This is a genomic window from Pseudomonas monteilii NBRC 103158 = DSM 14164 (assembly GCF_000730605.1).
In the GTDB taxonomy this organism is placed as follows: Bacteria; Pseudomonadota; Gammaproteobacteria; order Pseudomonadales; family Pseudomonadaceae; genus Aquipseudomonas; species Aquipseudomonas monteilii.
Genome location: NZ_BBIS01000027.1, coordinates 1 through 16,988 on the forward strand (window position 1 = coordinate 1; position 16,988 = coordinate 16,988).

At 61.4% G+C, this 16,988-nt stretch carries 12 protein-coding genes and 1 pseudogene; 9 read left to right on the forward strand and 4 right to left on the reverse strand.

Annotation, left to right across the window (positions count from 1 at the left end; genetic code table 11):
- Positions 1-38 precede the first annotated feature (38 nt).
- Both PM2_RS15550 and PM2_RS15555 read right to left on the reverse strand, forming a co-directional pair.
- Positions 39-1,826 carry a monovalent cation:proton antiporter-2 (CPA2) family protein gene (locus PM2_RS15550; RefSeq protein WP_016712661.1) on the reverse strand — a complete coding sequence of 596 codons (1,788 nt, stop codon included), beginning with the start codon at positions 1,824-1,826 and terminating at the stop codon, positions 39-41.
- A 156-nt stretch (positions 1,827-1,982) separates the two neighbouring features.
- Complete coding sequence (locus PM2_RS15555; protein ID WP_016712660.1) at positions 1,983-2,954, reverse strand: GlxA family transcriptional regulator; 972 nt, start codon at positions 2,952-2,954, stop codon at positions 1,983-1,985.
- A 137-nt stretch (positions 2,955-3,091) separates the two neighbouring features.
- On the opposite strand from PM2_RS15555, the gene PM2_RS15560 reads away from it, so the two are divergent.
- Both PM2_RS15560 and ycaC read left to right on the forward strand, forming a co-directional pair.
- Entirely contained in the window at positions 3,092-3,454 is a 363-nt protein-coding gene (locus tag PM2_RS15560; protein WP_028699242.1) for a helix-turn-helix domain-containing protein, read from the forward strand.
- Positions 3,455-3,526: 72 nt separating this feature from the next.
- Positions 3,527-4,153: an isochorismate family cysteine hydrolase YcaC gene (gene ycaC / locus PM2_RS15565; protein WP_028699241.1), complete on the forward strand. Its 627-nt coding sequence runs from the start codon at positions 3,527-3,529 to the stop codon at positions 4,151-4,153.
- A 57-nt stretch (positions 4,154-4,210) separates the two neighbouring features.
- Here the strand turns inward: ycaC and PM2_RS15570 are convergent, their stop codons facing one another.
- A complete protein-coding gene (locus PM2_RS15570) occupies positions 4,211-9,256 on the reverse strand; it encodes an ATP-binding sensor histidine kinase (protein ID WP_028699240.1) in 5,046 nt (1,681 codons plus the stop codon).
- 240 nt (positions 9,257-9,496) lie between these two features.
- On the opposite strand from PM2_RS15570, the gene PM2_RS15575 reads away from it, so the two are divergent.
- The 3 genes from PM2_RS15575 to PM2_RS15585 all read left to right on the forward strand — a co-directional run bounded on the left by PM2_RS15575 (position 9,497) and on the right by PM2_RS15585 (position 11,433).
- Positions 9,497-10,489: a response regulator gene (locus PM2_RS15575; protein ID WP_016712656.1), complete on the forward strand. Its 993-nt coding sequence runs from the start codon at positions 9,497-9,499 to the stop codon at positions 10,487-10,489.
- Positions 10,486-10,854 carry a response regulator transcription factor gene (locus PM2_RS15580; RefSeq protein WP_174244657.1) on the forward strand — a complete coding sequence of 123 codons (369 nt, stop codon included), beginning with the start codon at positions 10,486-10,488 and terminating at the stop codon, positions 10,852-10,854. The genes PM2_RS15575 and PM2_RS15580 overlap by 4 nt, the downstream gene beginning before the upstream one ends.
- A 141-nt stretch (positions 10,855-10,995) precedes the next feature.
- Complete coding sequence (locus PM2_RS15585) at positions 10,996-11,433, forward strand: DoxX family protein (RefSeq protein WP_016712654.1); 438 nt, start codon at positions 10,996-10,998, stop codon at positions 11,431-11,433.
- On the opposite strand, the pseudogene PM2_RS15590 reads toward PM2_RS15585, so the two are convergent.
- Positions 11,430-12,074 (reverse strand): annotated as a pseudogene (locus PM2_RS15590) (ATP-binding protein); the annotation flags it as partial. The gene PM2_RS15585 and the pseudogene PM2_RS15590 overlap by 4 nt on opposite strands.
- A 258-nt stretch (positions 12,075-12,332) precedes the next feature.
- Between PM2_RS15590 and PM2_RS15595 the strand changes: the two are divergent.
- Genes PM2_RS15595 through PM2_RS31905 form a run of 4 tightly spaced genes read left to right on the forward strand, consistent with a single transcriptional unit; the run spans position 12,333 to position 16,760 of the window.
- Positions 12,333-12,881 (forward strand): heteromeric transposase endonuclease subunit TnsA, encoded by a 549-nt coding sequence (locus tag PM2_RS15595; protein WP_028699239.1) that lies wholly within the window; start codon positions 12,333-12,335, stop codon positions 12,879-12,881.
- Positions 12,878-14,800 (forward strand): TnsB C-terminal domain-containing protein, encoded by a 1,923-nt coding sequence (locus PM2_RS15600; protein ID WP_015272297.1) that lies wholly within the window; start codon positions 12,878-12,880, stop codon positions 14,798-14,800. The genes PM2_RS15595 and PM2_RS15600 overlap by 4 nt, the downstream gene beginning before the upstream one ends.
- The gene (locus PM2_RS15605; RefSeq protein ID WP_015272296.1) at positions 14,797-15,687 is read left to right on the forward strand and encodes a TniB family NTP-binding protein; all 891 of its coding nucleotides are present in this window, start codon (positions 14,797-14,799) and stop codon (positions 15,685-15,687) included. Before PM2_RS15600 ends, PM2_RS15605 begins: the two co-directional genes overlap by 4 nt.
- Entirely contained in the window at positions 15,645-16,760 is a 1,116-nt protein-coding gene (locus PM2_RS31905) for a TniQ family protein (RefSeq protein WP_015272295.1), read from the forward strand. The genes PM2_RS15605 and PM2_RS31905 overlap by 43 nt, the downstream gene beginning before the upstream one ends.
- Positions 16,761-16,988 lie beyond the last annotated feature (228 nt).

Consider the following 16,988-nt stretch of genomic DNA (forward strand, 5'->3'; position numbering starts at 1 on the left):
AAGGGCGCTGCATCTCTACAGTCATGCGCTCGCAACCCTCAATCCGCATCCGAATCAAACAACCGCTCCAACTCCACCCGCGCCTCCTTGGCCGTCTGCATCACCTTGGCCCGGTCATCACGCACCTGCCCCTGGGCCACCAGCACCTCTTCGTCATGCTGGGTAAACCGCGCAATCCGGTCCGCCGCCTGTTCATCACTCAAGCCCAACCCCACCAATGCCCGGCGGGTCATCTCCAGGCTGGAGTAGAACGTCTCGCGAATCGGCTCGGCGCCCACATCCACCAACTTGTGTACATGCTGGCGGTTACGTGCGCGGGCCAGCACCTTCAAGTGCGGGTACAGGCGTTTCACCCGTTCAGCGGTATGAATGGCGGCTTCCGGGTCATCGATGGTGATGATGAAGTACTCCGCCTCACCCACCTTGGCCGCATGCAGCACCTCGGGGCGCAGCGGGTCGCCGTAGAACACCGGCACCTGTTCGAACATGCGGGTCATCTCGATGGTGTCCACCGAGGTTTCCAGGGCGATGAACGGGATTTTCTGTGCCCGCAGGATACGCGCGACGATCTGGCCCATGCGGCCCATGCCGACGATCACCACCCGCGGCGTATCAGTCTGGATCTGCTTGTACTGCTCAGGCACTTCCCGCACAGGCTGCGGGCGCTTGAGGGCGCGGGCGCAGCCCAGCATCATCAGTGGGGTGATGGCCATGGACAGGGTGATGGTCATCAACAGCAAATCGTAGGTCTGGGTGTCGAATAAGCCCTGGTCCTTGCCCAGCTTGAACACCACGAAGGCGAACTCGCCCCCAGCGGCCAGCACCATGCCCAGGCGCAGGGCGCTGGCACTGTTCAGACCACCGACCAGGCGGCCGACGCCAATCAGCAACACCAGCTTCACTGCCACCAGCAGCAGGGTCAAACCCAGCAGCACCAGCGGCATTTCCAGCAACAGGCGCAGGTTGGCGCCCATGCCGACGCTGATGAAGAACAGCCCCAGCAGCAGGCCCTTGAACGGTTCGATCTGCGATTCCAGCTCGTGGCGGTATTCCGAGTCGGCCAGCAGCAGGCCGGCGAGGAAGGCGCCCAAGGCCATGGACACACCGGCTTCTTCCATCAGCCAGGCGGTGCCGATCACCACCAGCAACGCGGTGGCGGTGGACACTTCGGGCAGGCCGGTGCGGGCTACGGTGCGGAAGACCGGGCGCAGGAGGTAGCGGCCGCCGATGATGACCACGGCGATACTGGCGAATACCTTCAGGCCATGTTGCAGGCTATCGCCGTGGCTGGTGTCCGGGCCACTGGCGGCCAGCAACGGGACCAGGGCAATCAGCGGGATGGCGGCGATGTCCTGGAACAGCAGGATGGCGAAGGCCAGGCGGCCGTGCGGGGCGTTCAATTGCTTGCTCTCGGCCAGGCTTTGCAGGCCGAGGGCGGTGGACGACAACGCCAGGCCCAGGCCGAGCACGATGGCCGCCGGCAGCGTCTGGCTGAAGCCGAACAGGGCGATGGCACCGATCAGCGCACCGGTCAGCAGTACCTGGGCGCTGCCGACGCCGAACACCGATTTGCGCATCAGCCACAGGCGCTTGGGCGACAGTTCAAGGCCGATGATGAACAGCAGCAGCACCACACCCAGTTCGGAAATGTGCGCCACGCTTTCGGTGTCGCGGATCAGGCCCAGTGCCTGCGGGCCAATGACAACGCCGGCGAGTAGGTAGCCAAGTACGGCGCCTAGCTGCAGGCGTTTGGCCAGGGGGACGGCAAGGACTGCGGCGAGCAGGAAGATGACGGCGGTTTGCAGCAGGCTGCCTTCGTGTGGCATTTGGCTCGTACTCCATGAGCTGCCGGGGCAGCATTTGAACAGTTTGGCCGACAATTCTGGGGAATGAGAGGGTGGTAGACAATCTGCTTTCAGGGAGAAAGATTGTCCTGAAAACTGAGACAACCTGTGCTGGCCTCTTGGCGGGAGTCGGCTGACTCAAGCCCCACCAAACTGCGCCCGATACTGTGCCGGCGTCATGCCAATCCGCTCGCAGAACACCTTGCGCATATGCCGGTCACTGCCAAACCCGCACTGCGCCGCCACCACCTTCAACGGCAGGTCGCTGCCCTCCAGCAGCTTGCGCGCTCGGTCGATCCGCGCATTTTGCAGGTACTGCAACGGCGTTATCCCCACCTCGCGCTGGAACGTGCGGGCGAAATTACGGCTGCTCATGGCCACCAGGTCGGCCATCTTCTGCACGGTAAACGTCTGTTCGATATGGTCGACGATGTGCGCCTGTACCCGGGCAATCGGCGAATCATCACGCGGCACCGCCGCCAGCAACGGCCCGTACGGGGTCTGCCCGCCTTGGCGATGACGGGCGACCAGCAGCACCTTGGCCACTTCCAGGGCCAGCGCCTTGCCGTGGTCCTCGGCCACCACCGCCAGCGCCAGGTCGATACCCGCAGTGATCCCGCCCGAAGTAATCAGGCAGCGGTCGATCACATAGATCTGCTCGGTCTCAACCTTGGCCTGAGGAAACGCCCGCGCCAGGCGCTCCACGTAATTCCAGTGGGTGGTGCAGCGGTAGCCATCCAGCAACCCCGCCCGGCCCAGCAGGAACACCCCGGTACAAATGGCACCAAAGCGCTTGGCGCTGCGCACCGCCTGCGGCAACCAGCGCTCCAGCGCTGGCACGGCAATGTCATACGCGCCAGGGCCGCCGGGCACCAGCAACAGGTCGACGGCGTCCGGCAAGTCTTCCAGGCGCAGGTCGGCCACCACTTTCAGCCCACAGGAGCCGCGCACCGCTGCTTGCCCTTCGGCCAGGGTGAGCAGCCGGTATTGCCGCTCTGCCGGCAAAAAACGGTTGGCGATGGCGAACGCATCCATGGGTCCGGTCACATCCAGCAAGAGCACATCGTTGAAAAGCACCATGGCCACGGTGCGGTGAGCGTTTACTTGCATGCTTCTTCGCTCGTTAGCTGAATACAACGTGCATCTTACGGTATACCCCCGCGCACAATTAAGAACAATTCAGGTTTGGCTCAGGACTTTGTCATGTGCCGGGGGCGAGACTTTCTGCATTCAACAGGAGAGTCGCCATGCACCCCGGCACCCCCCAAGAGCCGCTGCCCCCCCCGGGCGCACTGACGCCCGCGCGGTTACGCCAGGCCAAGGAACTAATGCTGCGCAGTTCGCTGTCGATCATCGAGATCGCCAGCGTGTGCAACCTCACCCGCAGCCATTTCTCCCGTGCCTTCAAGGTCAATACCGGCCTTTCACCCCAGGCCTGGCGCCTGCTGGCACGCATGGAAAAGGCCAAGCGCCTGCTCGCCACCGAAGCACCGATTACCCATGTGAGCCTGGAATGCGGCTTTTGCGACCAGGCCCATTTCACCCGCGCCTTCAGCCGCCTGGTTGGCCAGCCGCCCAAGGCCTGGCGACAGGCGCAGGCCATTTCTTAAGCCGTATCTATCCACCGGTATAGCCCCTTGCGGACAGTGCCGGACCGTCATCCCAACCCAAGGAGTCACCCCATGAGCCCACCTGATTACAAGCGCTTGAACAAAGACGACGCCGTGGTCCTGCTGGTAGACCACCAGACCGGCCTGATCTCGCTGGTGCAGGACTTCTCGCCCAATGAGTTCAAGAACAACGTGCTGGCTCTGGGTGATCTGGCCAAGTTCTTCGGCTTGCCGACCATCCTCACCACCAGCTTCGAACAAGGCCCGAACGGCCCGCTGGTGCCCGAGCTGAAAGCAATGTTCCCGGACGCGCCGTACATTGCCCGCCCCGGCCAGATCAACGCTTGGGACAACGAAGACTTCGTCAAGGCGATCAAGGCCACTGGCCGCAAGCAGCTGATCATCGCCGGCGTGGTGACCGATGTATGCGTGGCGTTCCCGACCCTGTCGGCGCTGGCTGAAGGCTTTGAGGTGTTTGTGGTGACCGATGCTTCGGGCACTTTCAACGAAACCGTGCAGCAAGCGGCGTGGGTACGCATGACCCAGGCAGGCGCGCAGATGATGAACTGGTTCTCGGTGGCGTGTGAGCTGCACCGTGACTGGCGCAACGATATCGAAGGGCTGGGTAACCTGCTGTCGCAGCGTATTCCCAACTACCGCAATTTGATGAACAGCTATGCGGCGTTGACTTCGCGTTAATGTAACCCTGTACCGGCCTCTTCGCGGTTTTACCCGCGAAAGGGCCGGTACAGGCTATTAAGGATTCACCGGCAGAGTGAAGCGAATCCGGCAACCACCCAGCTCGGATGCCAGTGCCTGCAACTGCCCACCATGGGCCTGCACCACCGAACTGCAGATCGCCAGCCCCATCCCCATACCATCGCTCTTGGTGGTGTAGAATGCCCCGAACACCTGCTCCCGCTCCTCGGGCGCAATCCCCGGCCCGTTGTCGTCCACGCAAATCTCCACCGCATCCCCGACGACAGCCGAAGCAATCTGCAGCACCCCGTCACCGCGATACCCCGCCAGCGCCTCCAGCCCGTTGTTGATCAGGTTGTACACCAATTGCTGCAACTGCACCGGGTCGGCCATCACACTCACCCCTGCCTGCAACCGTGTCTGCACGTCCACCGTGCCCTTGGCGGCATCGGCCGAGGTCAGGCGCACGACCTCACGGATCAGCTCATCCAGCTTCACCGCCTTGAGCTGCACCGGCGATTGCTTGGCCAGCGAACGCAGCGCGCGCACGATGTTGGCCGCACGCTCGCTGTCGTTGCGGATGTCCTCCAGGCCGGCAATCGCCTCTTCCAGATCGGGCTTGGCGCGTTTGAGCCAGCGCAGGCTGGCGGCGGCGTTGGAGGCAATCCCCAGTAACGGCTGGCTGATCTCGTGGGCGATCGACGCCGACAGCTCGTTCATCACCTGCAGGTGGGCACTGCGGGCCAACTCCGCACGAGAGCGGCGCAGCTCGGCCTCCATCTGCGCGCGGCTCTGGTTGTCTTCGGCCAGGCGCGTATAGAACTTGGCGGTTTGCAGCGACACCGCCGCCTGCGAGGCGAGGATCTCCAGCATGGCCAGGCGCTGGTTGCCGAACAGGTTGGGCACCAGGCGGTTTTCCAGGTACACCAGGCCGATCAGCACGCCCTGGATCACCAGCGGCAGGCACAGCACCGAGCGGGCATTGCGCGCCTGCAGCTCATGGCGAAAGGCTTCGGGACAGTCGCTTTGGGCATCGTTGAGCACCAGTGGCTTGCGGGTGCGCATGGTGGCGTTGATGACCGACAGTGGTGCCTGGGTCATGAACTTCTGGCAGTTGTCCATGCTCACGTGCAGCCCGGCATCGTCGATGTAGGCGAGGGCAGCCATCTGGAATTCGGCACCGCTGACGATCAGCAGCGCGCCATGGTCGGCACCTGAATGCTGGGTCAGGTGGCCCATCAGGGTTTCGATCAGGCCTTCGAGCAGTACTTCTTCGGACAACGCGCGCGCCGCTTCTATGCCCGCTTCCAGGTCCAGCTTGGCCTGGTGGTCGGTGTGGCAGGCTTCCTGGATCGGCTGGGTGCGCAAGAAGGGGTGCAACGCCTCCAGCTGATGCACCTTGCCGGTCGCCCCCCAGATATGGAAACAGTCGCGGGCAATGCGCAGGTGCAGGTTGGCACCGGAAATCAGGCCGCTGGGGATACACACCTCGGCCAGCTGTTCATGGGCCAGGGCCTGTTCGTGGATGAAGCCGGCAGCGGCGGCAGCGATCTGCGCCTGGTCAAAGCAGCGGATGGCGGTCAGGCCGTCGCCTTCGAGCTTGGCGATCACGCCTTCGATCAGCAACAGCTTGTTGCGGAAGGTGGCCGGGTTGAAACCGGCCCAGCGGCCGAAGCGCTCCCGCAGCGCCTGCAGCTCGCGCAGCTTGTCGGCAACGCTGCCAGCGGCCTCGGGGCTGCCCAGGGCCAGGCCGCGGAACAGGTGAAAGTCGGCCAGGTTGATGTGCGCCGGCACTGCCCAGGTGTTGTCTGCGGCCAGTGCCAGGTTGCCCATCGCCTGTGGGATATTGCCCAGGTAGAAGTCGCACATGCCGGCGAACAGGTACTGGAAGAACCGCGTCGTGGGCGACTTCGAGGCTGTGGCCGAGGCTGGGCAGAGCGTGCCGCTCAAGCGGGTGACGAACGCTTGCTGGGCTAGCAGGATCAGCTCGACGTCGCGGTAACCGTAGCGACGTACGGTGGCCAGGCCTTGCGCCAATTCCTCGACTACGTCTGGCAGGTAACGGCCCATGAACAGCGAGTCGGAAACCAGGTGGTTGCAGGCGTAGCAGCTCATCGCCAGGTCGCCGCTCAGGCGCCCTGAATCGACCGCATCCAGCGCGGTACGGCGGGCGAACTCCATGGGCGAGGTCCAGGCGCTGACCTGGTCCAGGGCCAGCAGCGCGCTGGTCAAGTCAGCGTCGAAGCCGTGCCGTTCGATCAGCTTGAGTGCGGCCAGGCAGCAGGCGTGGCCATCATGGTAAGCGCCGAAACGCTCGGCAATCATCACCCCGTACCAGGCCATGCCATAAGTGCTGCCCGGGGCAGCACCGTGCAGCAGCGACAGCTCCATGAGCTTGGCCAGGTGCAGGAAGCAGATGTCGTCCTTGACAAAAAACGACGACGACAGGGTGGCCAGCAAGCTGACGGCAACCGTCACCTCTTCAGAATCGGTGCGCTGCAGCGACTCCAGGCAGTGCCGCCCTTTCTGTTCGATCAAGGCCTGCACATGGGCATGACTTGCCTCGACCTGTTGCCAGTCGATGCCCCGTACCGGGCTTATACCCAGCAAGTCCAGGCCGGATATGGCGCTGTCGATGGCCGCCTGATAGTCGCCGCGCAAGGTATGCAGCAGTGCCTGCAGGCGGCACACCCGCGCCTGGTCCAGCGTCGAACGTGCGCGCTGGTGGCATTCGGTGATCCGGGCTTCGGCTGCGATCATTCGCGACAGTTGCATGTCGCACTCCGCCGCCATGCAGGCGATGGCAAAGCCATGTGTGGCGCGGCTTTCCAGCGTGGCGCCGTGCTGCAGAAGCTGCTCGGCGGTGTGCAGGTAGCCTGCGGTCTGCTCGAAGGCGCCACCGTCGCGTGCGCGTGCTGCTGCTTCGCGCAAAAGCTGCAGGAACGCTTCGCAGTCATCCGCTGCAAACCCGCAGGGGCTGGCGCGTTGCAGCTGGTTGGCGAGCTCGAACAGTGCTTCGTGCAGGTGGCTTGGCCAGGCCTGTCGCATGGCCAGGGCAATACGTGCATGCAGTTGGGTACGCGCGCGTATGGGCGTTAGCGCGTACGCGGCTTCCATCACCCGCTCATGGGCAAAGCCCAGGCCGTTCTGGCCCTGTTGCAGGAAACCCGCGCCAATCAAGGCTTTCAACGGTTCGCCAGGGGCCTGGGCAAGGACCTGCTGAAGCAAGCGTTCATCGCAGCGGCTGCCCGCCGCGCTGGCCACCCGTAGCAGGTCGCGCTGGGGCATCGGCAGGCGAGCCAGGCGGTGGATCATCAGGTCGGCGACGTTGTCGGAATAGCGGTGGCGGGCCACGGCCTGCAGGCACCATGACCAGCGCATGGCCTGGGTGTCGAAGGTGAACAGCTGGTCCTCGACCATGGCCCGGAGGATCTGATGGATGAAGAACGGGTTGCCCGCCGTCTTGTCGTGCACCAGCACGGCCACCGGCAATGCCTCCTCGGGGCCGATGTGGTAGCGCTCGCCGATCAGCTCGGACACGGCGCCCACAGCCAGAGGCCGCAGGTTCAGCGTGGTGCTGCGCACCGTTGTGGGTAGGGTAAGGGGGGCACTGCTGGCTGGCGCATCATTGCGCCGGGCGAAGATCAACAGCAGGTTGCCAGGTGCGTGAGTCAGCAGTTGCGTCAACAGTTGCTGGCTGGCTTGGTCGACCCACTGCAGGTCATCGAAGAACAGCACCAGCGGCTGGCCGGGGCGGCTGAACACCTGCAAGAACTCGATGATCGCCCGTAGCTCCTTCTGCAGTGCCAGGCGCGTGGGCTTGGCCGGCAACTCGGGCAAGGGGCCAAGGATCAGTTGCAGGTCTGGTGCCAGCTTGCCGAGCAGCCGGCCATGGCCTTTGATGCGGCGCAGGATCTCGCGGCGCAGGCTGTCGAGGGCCTGGCTGTTCTTGGCCAGCAACTGGGTGGTCAGCGCACCGAGAATGTCGACCCAGGGTGCGTAGGGGACGGTTTGGGCAACGCCGTTGCACTTGCCGATGGCCCAGTAACCTTGGGCGTTGGCTTTGAGTGCTGCCTCGACCAGGGTCGACTTGCCCATGCCGGTAGCGCCGTTGATGAACAGGGCTTGCGGCTTGCTGTCGCGGCGCGGGGCCTTGAGCAGCAGGGCGATGGCCTTCTGTTCGGCGCAGCGGCCATACAGGCGTTCGTGGCCAGGCGTGACGGGGTCGGCGCAGCCTGGCTCGAAGTCCTGAATGGTCTTGCTGGCGACCCATTGCCGCTGGCAGTGGGCCAGGTCTACCGCCAGGGCGCGAGCACTCTGATAGCGGGCGTCGGGCTCCTTGGCCAGCGCCTTGGCCAGCACCCGGCTGAGCGGCTGTGGCACGTTGCTGTCCACTTCGCAGGCCGCCCTTGGCTGCACGCCGGCATGCAGCTGGCGCCAGTGCTGAGTGTCGCGCCCCGCCAGCGGCAGTTCACCCAGCAGCAACTGGTACAGGATCGCACCCAGGGCATAGATGTCACTGCGCTGGTCGCTGCTGCTGCCGTGCGGGCAGACCTGTTCCGGTGCCAGGTACGACCAGTTGCCGAGCGGAGCGCCGTGTTCGCCAATCAGTTGCGCGAGGTCGGCGCGAAAACAACCTAGCCGCCCCCGCTGGTTGGCGTACAGGCACACGTACTCGGGCTGTAGCGCGCCATGCAGCACATTGCGTGCGTGAGCCTGTGCCAAGGCATTGGCCGCATTTACCGCGATGTCGAGAAATGGCGTCAGGGCTGCAGGGCCTTCGGCGATCAGGTCGGCGATTGAGTGGCCAGCCGGGTACACCAGCAGCGGGCCTTCGGCCGAACGCACGAACGCAGACGGGATCACCGCCCACTGCGGGTCCAGTTGCAGGCGGTAGTCTCTTTCCAGGCGCTGACAGGCGGCGGGGGCCTCGAGCGGGGCGCGAACGGCGATCCAGGCCTGATGGGTGGTCGGGTCGCGCAGGCGAAAGTAGCTGAGCTCGCCTTCCTGGCCCAGCGCGCTGATGTCGCACCGGTTCAGCCAGCCCTCGTCGACCGACTGGTCGTATTCGATGGGCCTGTGGGCAAGGCGTTCATCGAGCATAAAACACCCCCTGCTAGCGACATCCTGAGGCGCGAGTATACGCAGCGGGCCCAGTAAGGATGCGGCTTGTAGCCTGCCTGGCAGGAACGGGCACGCTGTTGTCCGTTATCGCACCCTGCGGGCAGACGGGCTTTTGTATAGTCCTGAGGGCAACCTATCCCTCGGGATAATTGTGTGAACGCGTACGCTGGCCTAGCCTGCCCGGGGCTGCGTAAACGCCCGTGCCCGCGTGAGGAAGCCATGATCCGAATAGGCAACGCCCAAGTGTCGCTGGAGCGGCGAGAAGTGTTTCTAGACGGCAAGCCGATCCTGTTGGGTGGCCGCGCATTCGAGGTGTTGGCCACGTTGATCAAGGCCAAGGGCCGGGTGGTCGGCAAGGACGAACTGCTCAGCCAGGTGTGGGCCGGCACGGTGGTCGAGGACAACAACCTGCAGGTGCAGGTGTCTTTGCTGCGCAAGGCCTTTGGCGACCGTGGGCTGATTCAGACCGTACCCCGCCGGGGCTACCGCCTGGCTGCCGAGATAAGCCTTGATGTGCCTTGCCTGGCGCCGGGCCACCCGACGCTGGGTGCCGGTGCTGACATGTTTGAACCCTTGAAAGACAGTGCGAACGTACCGGTGCTGGTGGTGGACGATGACCCCTCGGTGCGTACGGCGCTGGGCCGCCTGCTGCGCTCGCAGGATATCCCGCATCAGTTGTTCGCCAGTGCCGAGGCGTTGTTCGAAGCCCACTTGGAAACCCCCTGCGCCTGCCTGCTGCTCGACATGCACCTGCCCGATACCACTGGCCTTGAGGTGCAGCACGCCCTCCGCCAGCTGGGGCTGCCTTGGCCGATCGTGTTCATGACCGGTTTCGGCACCATCCCGATGACGGTGCAGGCCATGCGTGCGGGGGCAGTGGAGTTCCTGACCAAGCCATTTGATGAAGACCAGTTGCTGACGCTGCTGCAGGCCGTGCGTACCCGGGCTGTGGTCGATGGGCGCAAATGGCACCATGCGCGGCAGGTCGAGGCAAAGTACCAACGCCTGACCCAGCGTGAGCGCCAAGTGTTCTCGCTGGTGGTCGATGGCCTGTCGCACAAGCAGATCGCCAGGCAGATCGGCACCAGCGAAGTGACGACCAAGGTGCACAAGAAAAACATCATGAACAAGATGCAGTCCCGCTCGCTGGTGGAACTGGTGGCCATGCACAACGTCATCGAGGCGCGGGTAGAGGGCCTGGCCAGCGCATGAGCAGATGGGTGTGCATCGTCGACGACGATGCTTCGGTGCGCAAAAGCCTGGCCAACCTGCTGCGTTCGGCCGGGTTCGAGACGTTGTCGTTCGCTGCGGGGGATGTATTCCTGGGTTCGGAGCTGGCGCGGCAGGCGGGCTGTGTGCTGCTCGACCTGAAAATGCCTGGGATGAGCGGGTTGGCGGTGCAGCGTGAGCTGGCCTGGCAGCAGTGGCGGTTGCCGGTGATCTGCATGTCGGCACACTGGGATGATGACGCGGTGCATGCGGCGATGAGCCTTGGGGCATTGGCCTGCCTGGGCAAGCCTTTTTCTGAAGAGGTGCTGCTAAGAGTGGTTGAAGAGGCATTGGCGGGCGGGCAGTGATGTGCTGCCTTTGCCGGCCCTTTCGCGGGCTCGCCCGCGAAGAGGCCAGTAGCCTTAACATCCATCTCAGCACACTTGCGCAATCAATCACCGGGGATTCGGGCAATGCTCCCGTGGTAATCGTTTAGCGAGCCCCTTGCCATGCCCCGCCTGAAAACCTTCCTCGACCCCCAATCCCCAAGCTTGAGCGCCACCGGCCTGCTCTTCATGCGGGTAATGGCCGCCTTGCTATTACTGTTTATCCATGGGCTCCCCAAGCTGCTGGACTGGAGCGGTGAATTGCAGCGCATAGAAGACCCATTCGGGTTGGGCGCACCGCTGACCTTGGGGCTGGCGGTTTTTGCCGAGGTGGTTTGCCCACTGTTGCTGCTTTTGGGTGTTGCCGCGCGCCTGGCTTGCCTGCCGGTGCTGGCAGTGTTGCTGGTGGCGCTGGTGGTGGTGCACCCGGACTGGACGCTAGAGCAGGGGCAGTTTGCCTGGTTGCTGGTGGCACTTTACGGCGGGTTGGCGTTGACTGGGCCTGGGGCGTATTCGGTTTCCGGGTATTTCTGGCGGGGCAAAGCAGCCCCGGCAATCTAACTGCTCCCCGGCCGGTACTGCAGGGCCTCGGCTAGATGAGCCCGGCCAATCGCCTCGCAACCCTCCAGGTCTGCCAACGTTCGTGCCACCTTCAACAAGCGGTGTGCCGCACGCAACGATAAGGTCAATCGCTCACAGGCACCCTCCAGCCAGGCCTGGTCTGCTGGAGTCAACTCACAGTGGCGGCGCAATCCCTCGAGGTTGAGAAACGCATTTGCGCACCCTTGTCTCCGGTGCTGCAGTTCTCGTGCTTCAGCCACCCTGACGGCCACATCGGCACTGGTCTCGCCGCAGGGCTGGTTGTTCAGCGTGGTGCTTTCGCGGGCCACGGTCAGGTGCAGGTCGATACGGTCCAGCAGCGGCCCGGACAGCTTGTTGCGGTACCGTGCGATCTGCTCGGTGCTGCACCGGCAGCGGCCCGTGGGGTCGCCCAGGTAGCCGCAAGGGCAGGGGTTCATGGCGGCTACCAGCTGAAAGCGTGCCGGGAAGCGCACCTTGTCGCGGGCCCGGGCAATCACGATTTCGCCCGACTCAAGCGGTTCGCGCAGCACTTCCAGCACGCGCCGTTCGAACTCTGGTAGCTCATCCAGAAACAGCACACCGTGGTGGGCCAGGGTGATTTCGCCCGGTTGCGGCCGGCTGCTGCTGTCGGCTTTCGAAATAGCTGCGAAACCATTACTCTAGAGGGCGCGAGGTACCGTTTCTGCTTGCACAAATAGCTGCGAATAATTTTCGAATTGGATGCGACAGGATTGAAAATGACTCGAAATAGCTGCGACAAACCTCAGCAGGTCCGTCCCATCAAACCGACACGTCGCAGCGTTTCAGGGTTTTTGCCCTTCCGCGGCGTAGGAGGTGTCCCATTCGAGTCATTGCTCGAGCGCGATTTTCTGAAGCGGATGAGGTTCTCCCATCGAGTTGAGTCTGTGATTGCTCAGCCTGTTCGCGTTGACTTCGTTGACTCCCTTGGGCGAGCCCAGACCTATACCCCAGACTTTCTGGTGCACTATCGCCAGCCCGCCGACGTTGAATACATGGACTACATCAAGCCGATGCTGGTCGAGGTAAAGCCCGCCTACGAGTGGCGTAAGAATTGGCGCGCTTGGCTCGGAAAATGGAAGGCAGCGCGTCGTTACGCGAGGCAGGAAGGATGGACCTTCAGTATTTACGACGAATCGCGCATCCGTGGATTACCGCTCGAGAACATCACCTTCCTAGAGCGATTCGAGCGGTTGGATTTCGATCAGGTAGACATCGAGATGGTCTTGAAAACGCTTCAGGAGATGGAGTTTGCTCCTGTCCACTACTTACTGGCACGCCATTTCAAGGGCCTATATCGTGATCGCGGGGTAGCTCTGTTGTGGCACCTGATCGCAACTGGGCGGGTGGAATGCGATATCACCGAGCCTTTGAATGAATACCTTGAGCTTTGGGTGGCCACGCGATGAACATTTATGAGATCGACACGGACGAGCACTTTGTTCCTTACGAACCGTCCAGGGAGCGTGTGCGTGTTGAAGTGGGCGAGATGGTCCGATGCGACAAGCAGATCTTCCGGATCGTCCAGTTGCTCGACTTTCAGAATGTCGTCGGCGTCGAAGTGGAGACCGGCCGAAGCGTGTCGCTTCGGATCGCAGAGCTGCTACCAGTTGAGCAAGAGCGGGTTGATGGGTTGTACGTTAACTATGACGTTTCGACGATCAGCTCGGATGAGTGGGCAGTGGCTCAGCAGCGCTTTTCAGCGATCAAACCATTGTTACGTGACTCAGTCCTGCCAAGAAGCAGCGTAGAAGAGCGTGCCAAGGAAGTTGGTGTGGATACCGCCACGCTTTATCGCTGGCTTGAACGCTACCAAAGCTGGCACGAGGTCCTGGCGCTGGTGCCTCGCAAGCGTGGATGGCAATCGGGTAATAGTCGGTTAAGCGCCCAGGCGGATAAGCTCATCGATGACGTGATTGATCAGCACTACCTGACCATTCAGCGTAGAACGGTCCAGTCGACCATTGCAGAAATCGAGTCGCAGGCAAAAGCTCTTGGAATCAAACCTCCCAGTGCTTCTGCGATCAGAGCCCGTATCAAGCGCATTCCTGAAAAGATCGTTCTGCGCAGGCGTGGTTACGCGGACAAGGCTCGGAATCGGCATACACCTTCAGTAGGGAAATTCCCAGGTGCTGACTACCCGTTGGCTGTAATCCAGATCGACCATACGCCCATCGACTTGATCATCGTGGATGACCGACATCGCAAGCCAATTGGTCGGTTGTGGCTGAGCCTGGCGATCGACGTGCACTCTCGGATGATTACTGGCTATTACTTGGCATTGGAAGACCCTTCAGAAATCTCCGTAGGCATGTGCTTGGCGCACTCAATTTTGCCGAAGGAAGCCTGGCTGAACCTACACAATGTTCGAGGTGAGTGGCCTGTGTGGGGCTTCCCTCGTGTGGTGCACACCGATAACGGTCCTGACTTCCAGGCTGAGAATTTCCGTCGATCGTGTGCGAACTACAACATTGAGAACCAGTTCCGGCCGGTGAAGCGTCCCAAATACGGCGGTCATATCGAGCGTCTTCTCGGTACCTTCATGAGCGAGCTGCATGAGCTACCAGGTACTACGTACAGCAGTGTGCCTGATCGAGACGGTTACAACTCGGACAAGCACGCCGCGCTCACGATGGGTGAGTTCGAGGAATGGTTGGTGAAATCGATCATCCTCTATCACAACCGCAACCACTCAGCGATCTACATGAGCCCCGCGCGCAAATGGCACATCGGTTTCTTCGGCAGCCGTGAAGCCGATGCCTTGGTGAGTATTCCTCCGCGGCCTGCAGATCCGCTGACTGTCCAATTGGACTTCATGCCTTCTTATCGCCGCACCGTCCAGCATTATGGTGTGCAGCTTGATGTCTACTACTACTCGGAAGCCTTACGACATTGGATCGGGACTACAGATCCTGCAACCGGCCAAGCCCGCAAGTTTGTCTTCAGAAGAGACCCGCGTGATATCAGCGTGATCTGGTTCTATGACCCAGTACTCAAGCAATACTTCAGGGTACCTGTGGCCAACCAGGCCTTCCCAGCAGCGACTCTATGGGAGTTCCGTGCAGCGAAGAAGCAGGCGGTTGATGAAGGCCGGCAGCATATTGATGAGGCATTGATTGGCAGGCTGATCCAGGAACGCCGTCAGATCGTTAGTGAGGCCTCGGCAAGTACCAAAAAGGCGCGTCGTGATGCTCAGAAGCACAAGGTGCACAGCAAAAACGTCACCCCAGCGCAGCCTGTCAAAACCCTTGTAGAACCACTACATCCAATTCCTTCTGACGAAGGGTTGCTGCTTGATGATGTTGACCTGATTGGTGATATCCAATGACTGAGTACGCACACCTCCACGCCGACTTCAGGCCTGTGCTGCAGCTTTCCGCCCGAGAGCGTATTCGCTTCATGGGCGAGCCTCGTTGGATTGGCTACAAGGCTGCTCATCACATTCTAGATAGCCTTGAGTGCCTACTTGATGCTCCCAAGCGACCTCGAATGCCTAACATGCTCATTGTCGGTGACCCAAACAACGGTAAGACCACCATCGTTCGGCATTTTGAGAAGACGCATGGTGAGGGCTACGTTGACGAGAACTCCGAGCCTGTGCGGCCGATAATCTTGGCCGAGGCGCCGCCATCTGCTGAAGAGAAAGATCTCTACATTGCGATTCTTGATCGCATGTGGATGCCTTACAAGACCACCGATTCCAAGGTCACGCTGAGGTTCCAGGTCATTCACGCGCTGCGAGAGCTAAAAGTGCGTATGTTGATCATCGATGAGGTTCACTCGATGCTCACAGGCTCCGCCACAAAACAGCGGGAAGTCATGAACGCCCTCAAGATGTTGTGTAACACACTGATGATCCCGATCGTTGGCGTGGGCACTCCAAATGCAGTGCAGATCCTGCACCTAGATCCGCAGCATGCCAGTCGTTTTGACGTCATCAAGTTGGAAACCTGGAAGCTGAATGCGGATTTCCAACGCTTGCTTAAGGCATTCGAGGCCGTGTTGCCGTTGAAGAAGGCCTCTGAACTCTACAAGCCGGAGCTTGCCCAGCTGATCCATTCCATTTCGGGTGGCAATACGGGGGATTTACACGGCTTGCTGCTCGAATGTGCCACGGAAGCTATTAACTCTGGGAAGGAATGCATCGATCGACAGCTCATTGAGAGTAAGTCGTGGAAACGTCCTACACGTGGCATCCGGGAGCGCGTTGTGTAAACCCGCGGTGGCCGCTTACCCCGCCCATTTTGCCCGATGAGCTGTTTTCCTCCTGGTTAGTGAGAACAGCACATGCTCATGGCTGCTTGCCCAGTTCGCTGACTGGTGCAGTTTGGCCAGGTAGCCATGCATGGAGCGTCGACCCTGATCGAGCGCATCCTTGGGCTAACTTGGATAGGTTGTCCGGTATGTCCGGCCTAAGCTCACATCAGCTTTTAGCCAGTACGCTATGGCCGGTTATGCAACGATTGCATCCCAGGCCTGTTCTCCAACGCTCAATGTACTTGCCTTGGATATTGCCGCTGGGTTGCCGGAGCCGATCACATGCAGGGGGGCTCATGTGTTGCCCTGACTGCATCAAGAGTGGTGTTCCCCACTTTCTGCTACAACACCGCTTGGCCTGGCATACGGCCTGCCCATGGCACAACATGCTTCTGATTGATCGTTGCGTCGTATGCAGTTCGGCGCTTCAGCCTGCGCGGCTGTGTGTCGATCGCCCACTTTCCGAGTGTCACCAATGCGGCCAGCCCTTAGGAAAAGCTGCATTGACTCCACCGGTTGAGGCCGCGCTTACGTTTCAAACCTTCGCCGATTCAGCGAGCCAGTCGATGCCGTTTTATGGGCGGGTTCCGTTGGGTTTTTCGGAATGGATGTGTATCGCTCGCGTCATGGTCAGTTTCCTTGAACAGGTAACGCGACATCCTTCAGCCGGATCGCATCTTTTTTGCGAGGCAATGGGCGTGGATTTGTCGCAGCTGCAGGCTTCATCGCTTGGGTTACCGTTTGAGTACGGGACGCCTTCCGAGCGCGCTGGGCTGTTGGGGCAAGCTTGGGTGATAATGCAGGCTGGGCCGGAACGATTCGTGGAGAGTGCAGCCGAGGCTAAGCTGCCTGTTACTTCATTTCCGTTGCCCGCAGTAAGTGTGCCCGACATCCTTCACCAGATGCTTTCGGTGCTCACCAATACGCCGCACAAGCCAGGTCATATGGGCCTCAAACGCACGCACTCGCCTCAAGAGGTGTGGCGTAGGTGGCACCGTTTGCAGAGAAGGACGCATAGAAATGGCATCTGAAGATACATCCACCCATGCAGGATGCGCTGGATGCGATCGGGAGATGGCTAAAGCCAAGAAGGTGCATGCGGGCAAACGGTATTGCGATACGTGTTACCCACGGCTATTTAAGCGACGTATGTGTGCCGCCTGCGGCAATTTTGCTCGCCTGCCGGTATTTGACCTGGCTGCCCGTTGCGCTGCCTGTGAGCGGGCTGGGCCTTGCGTAAGATGCGGTAAAACCGAGTT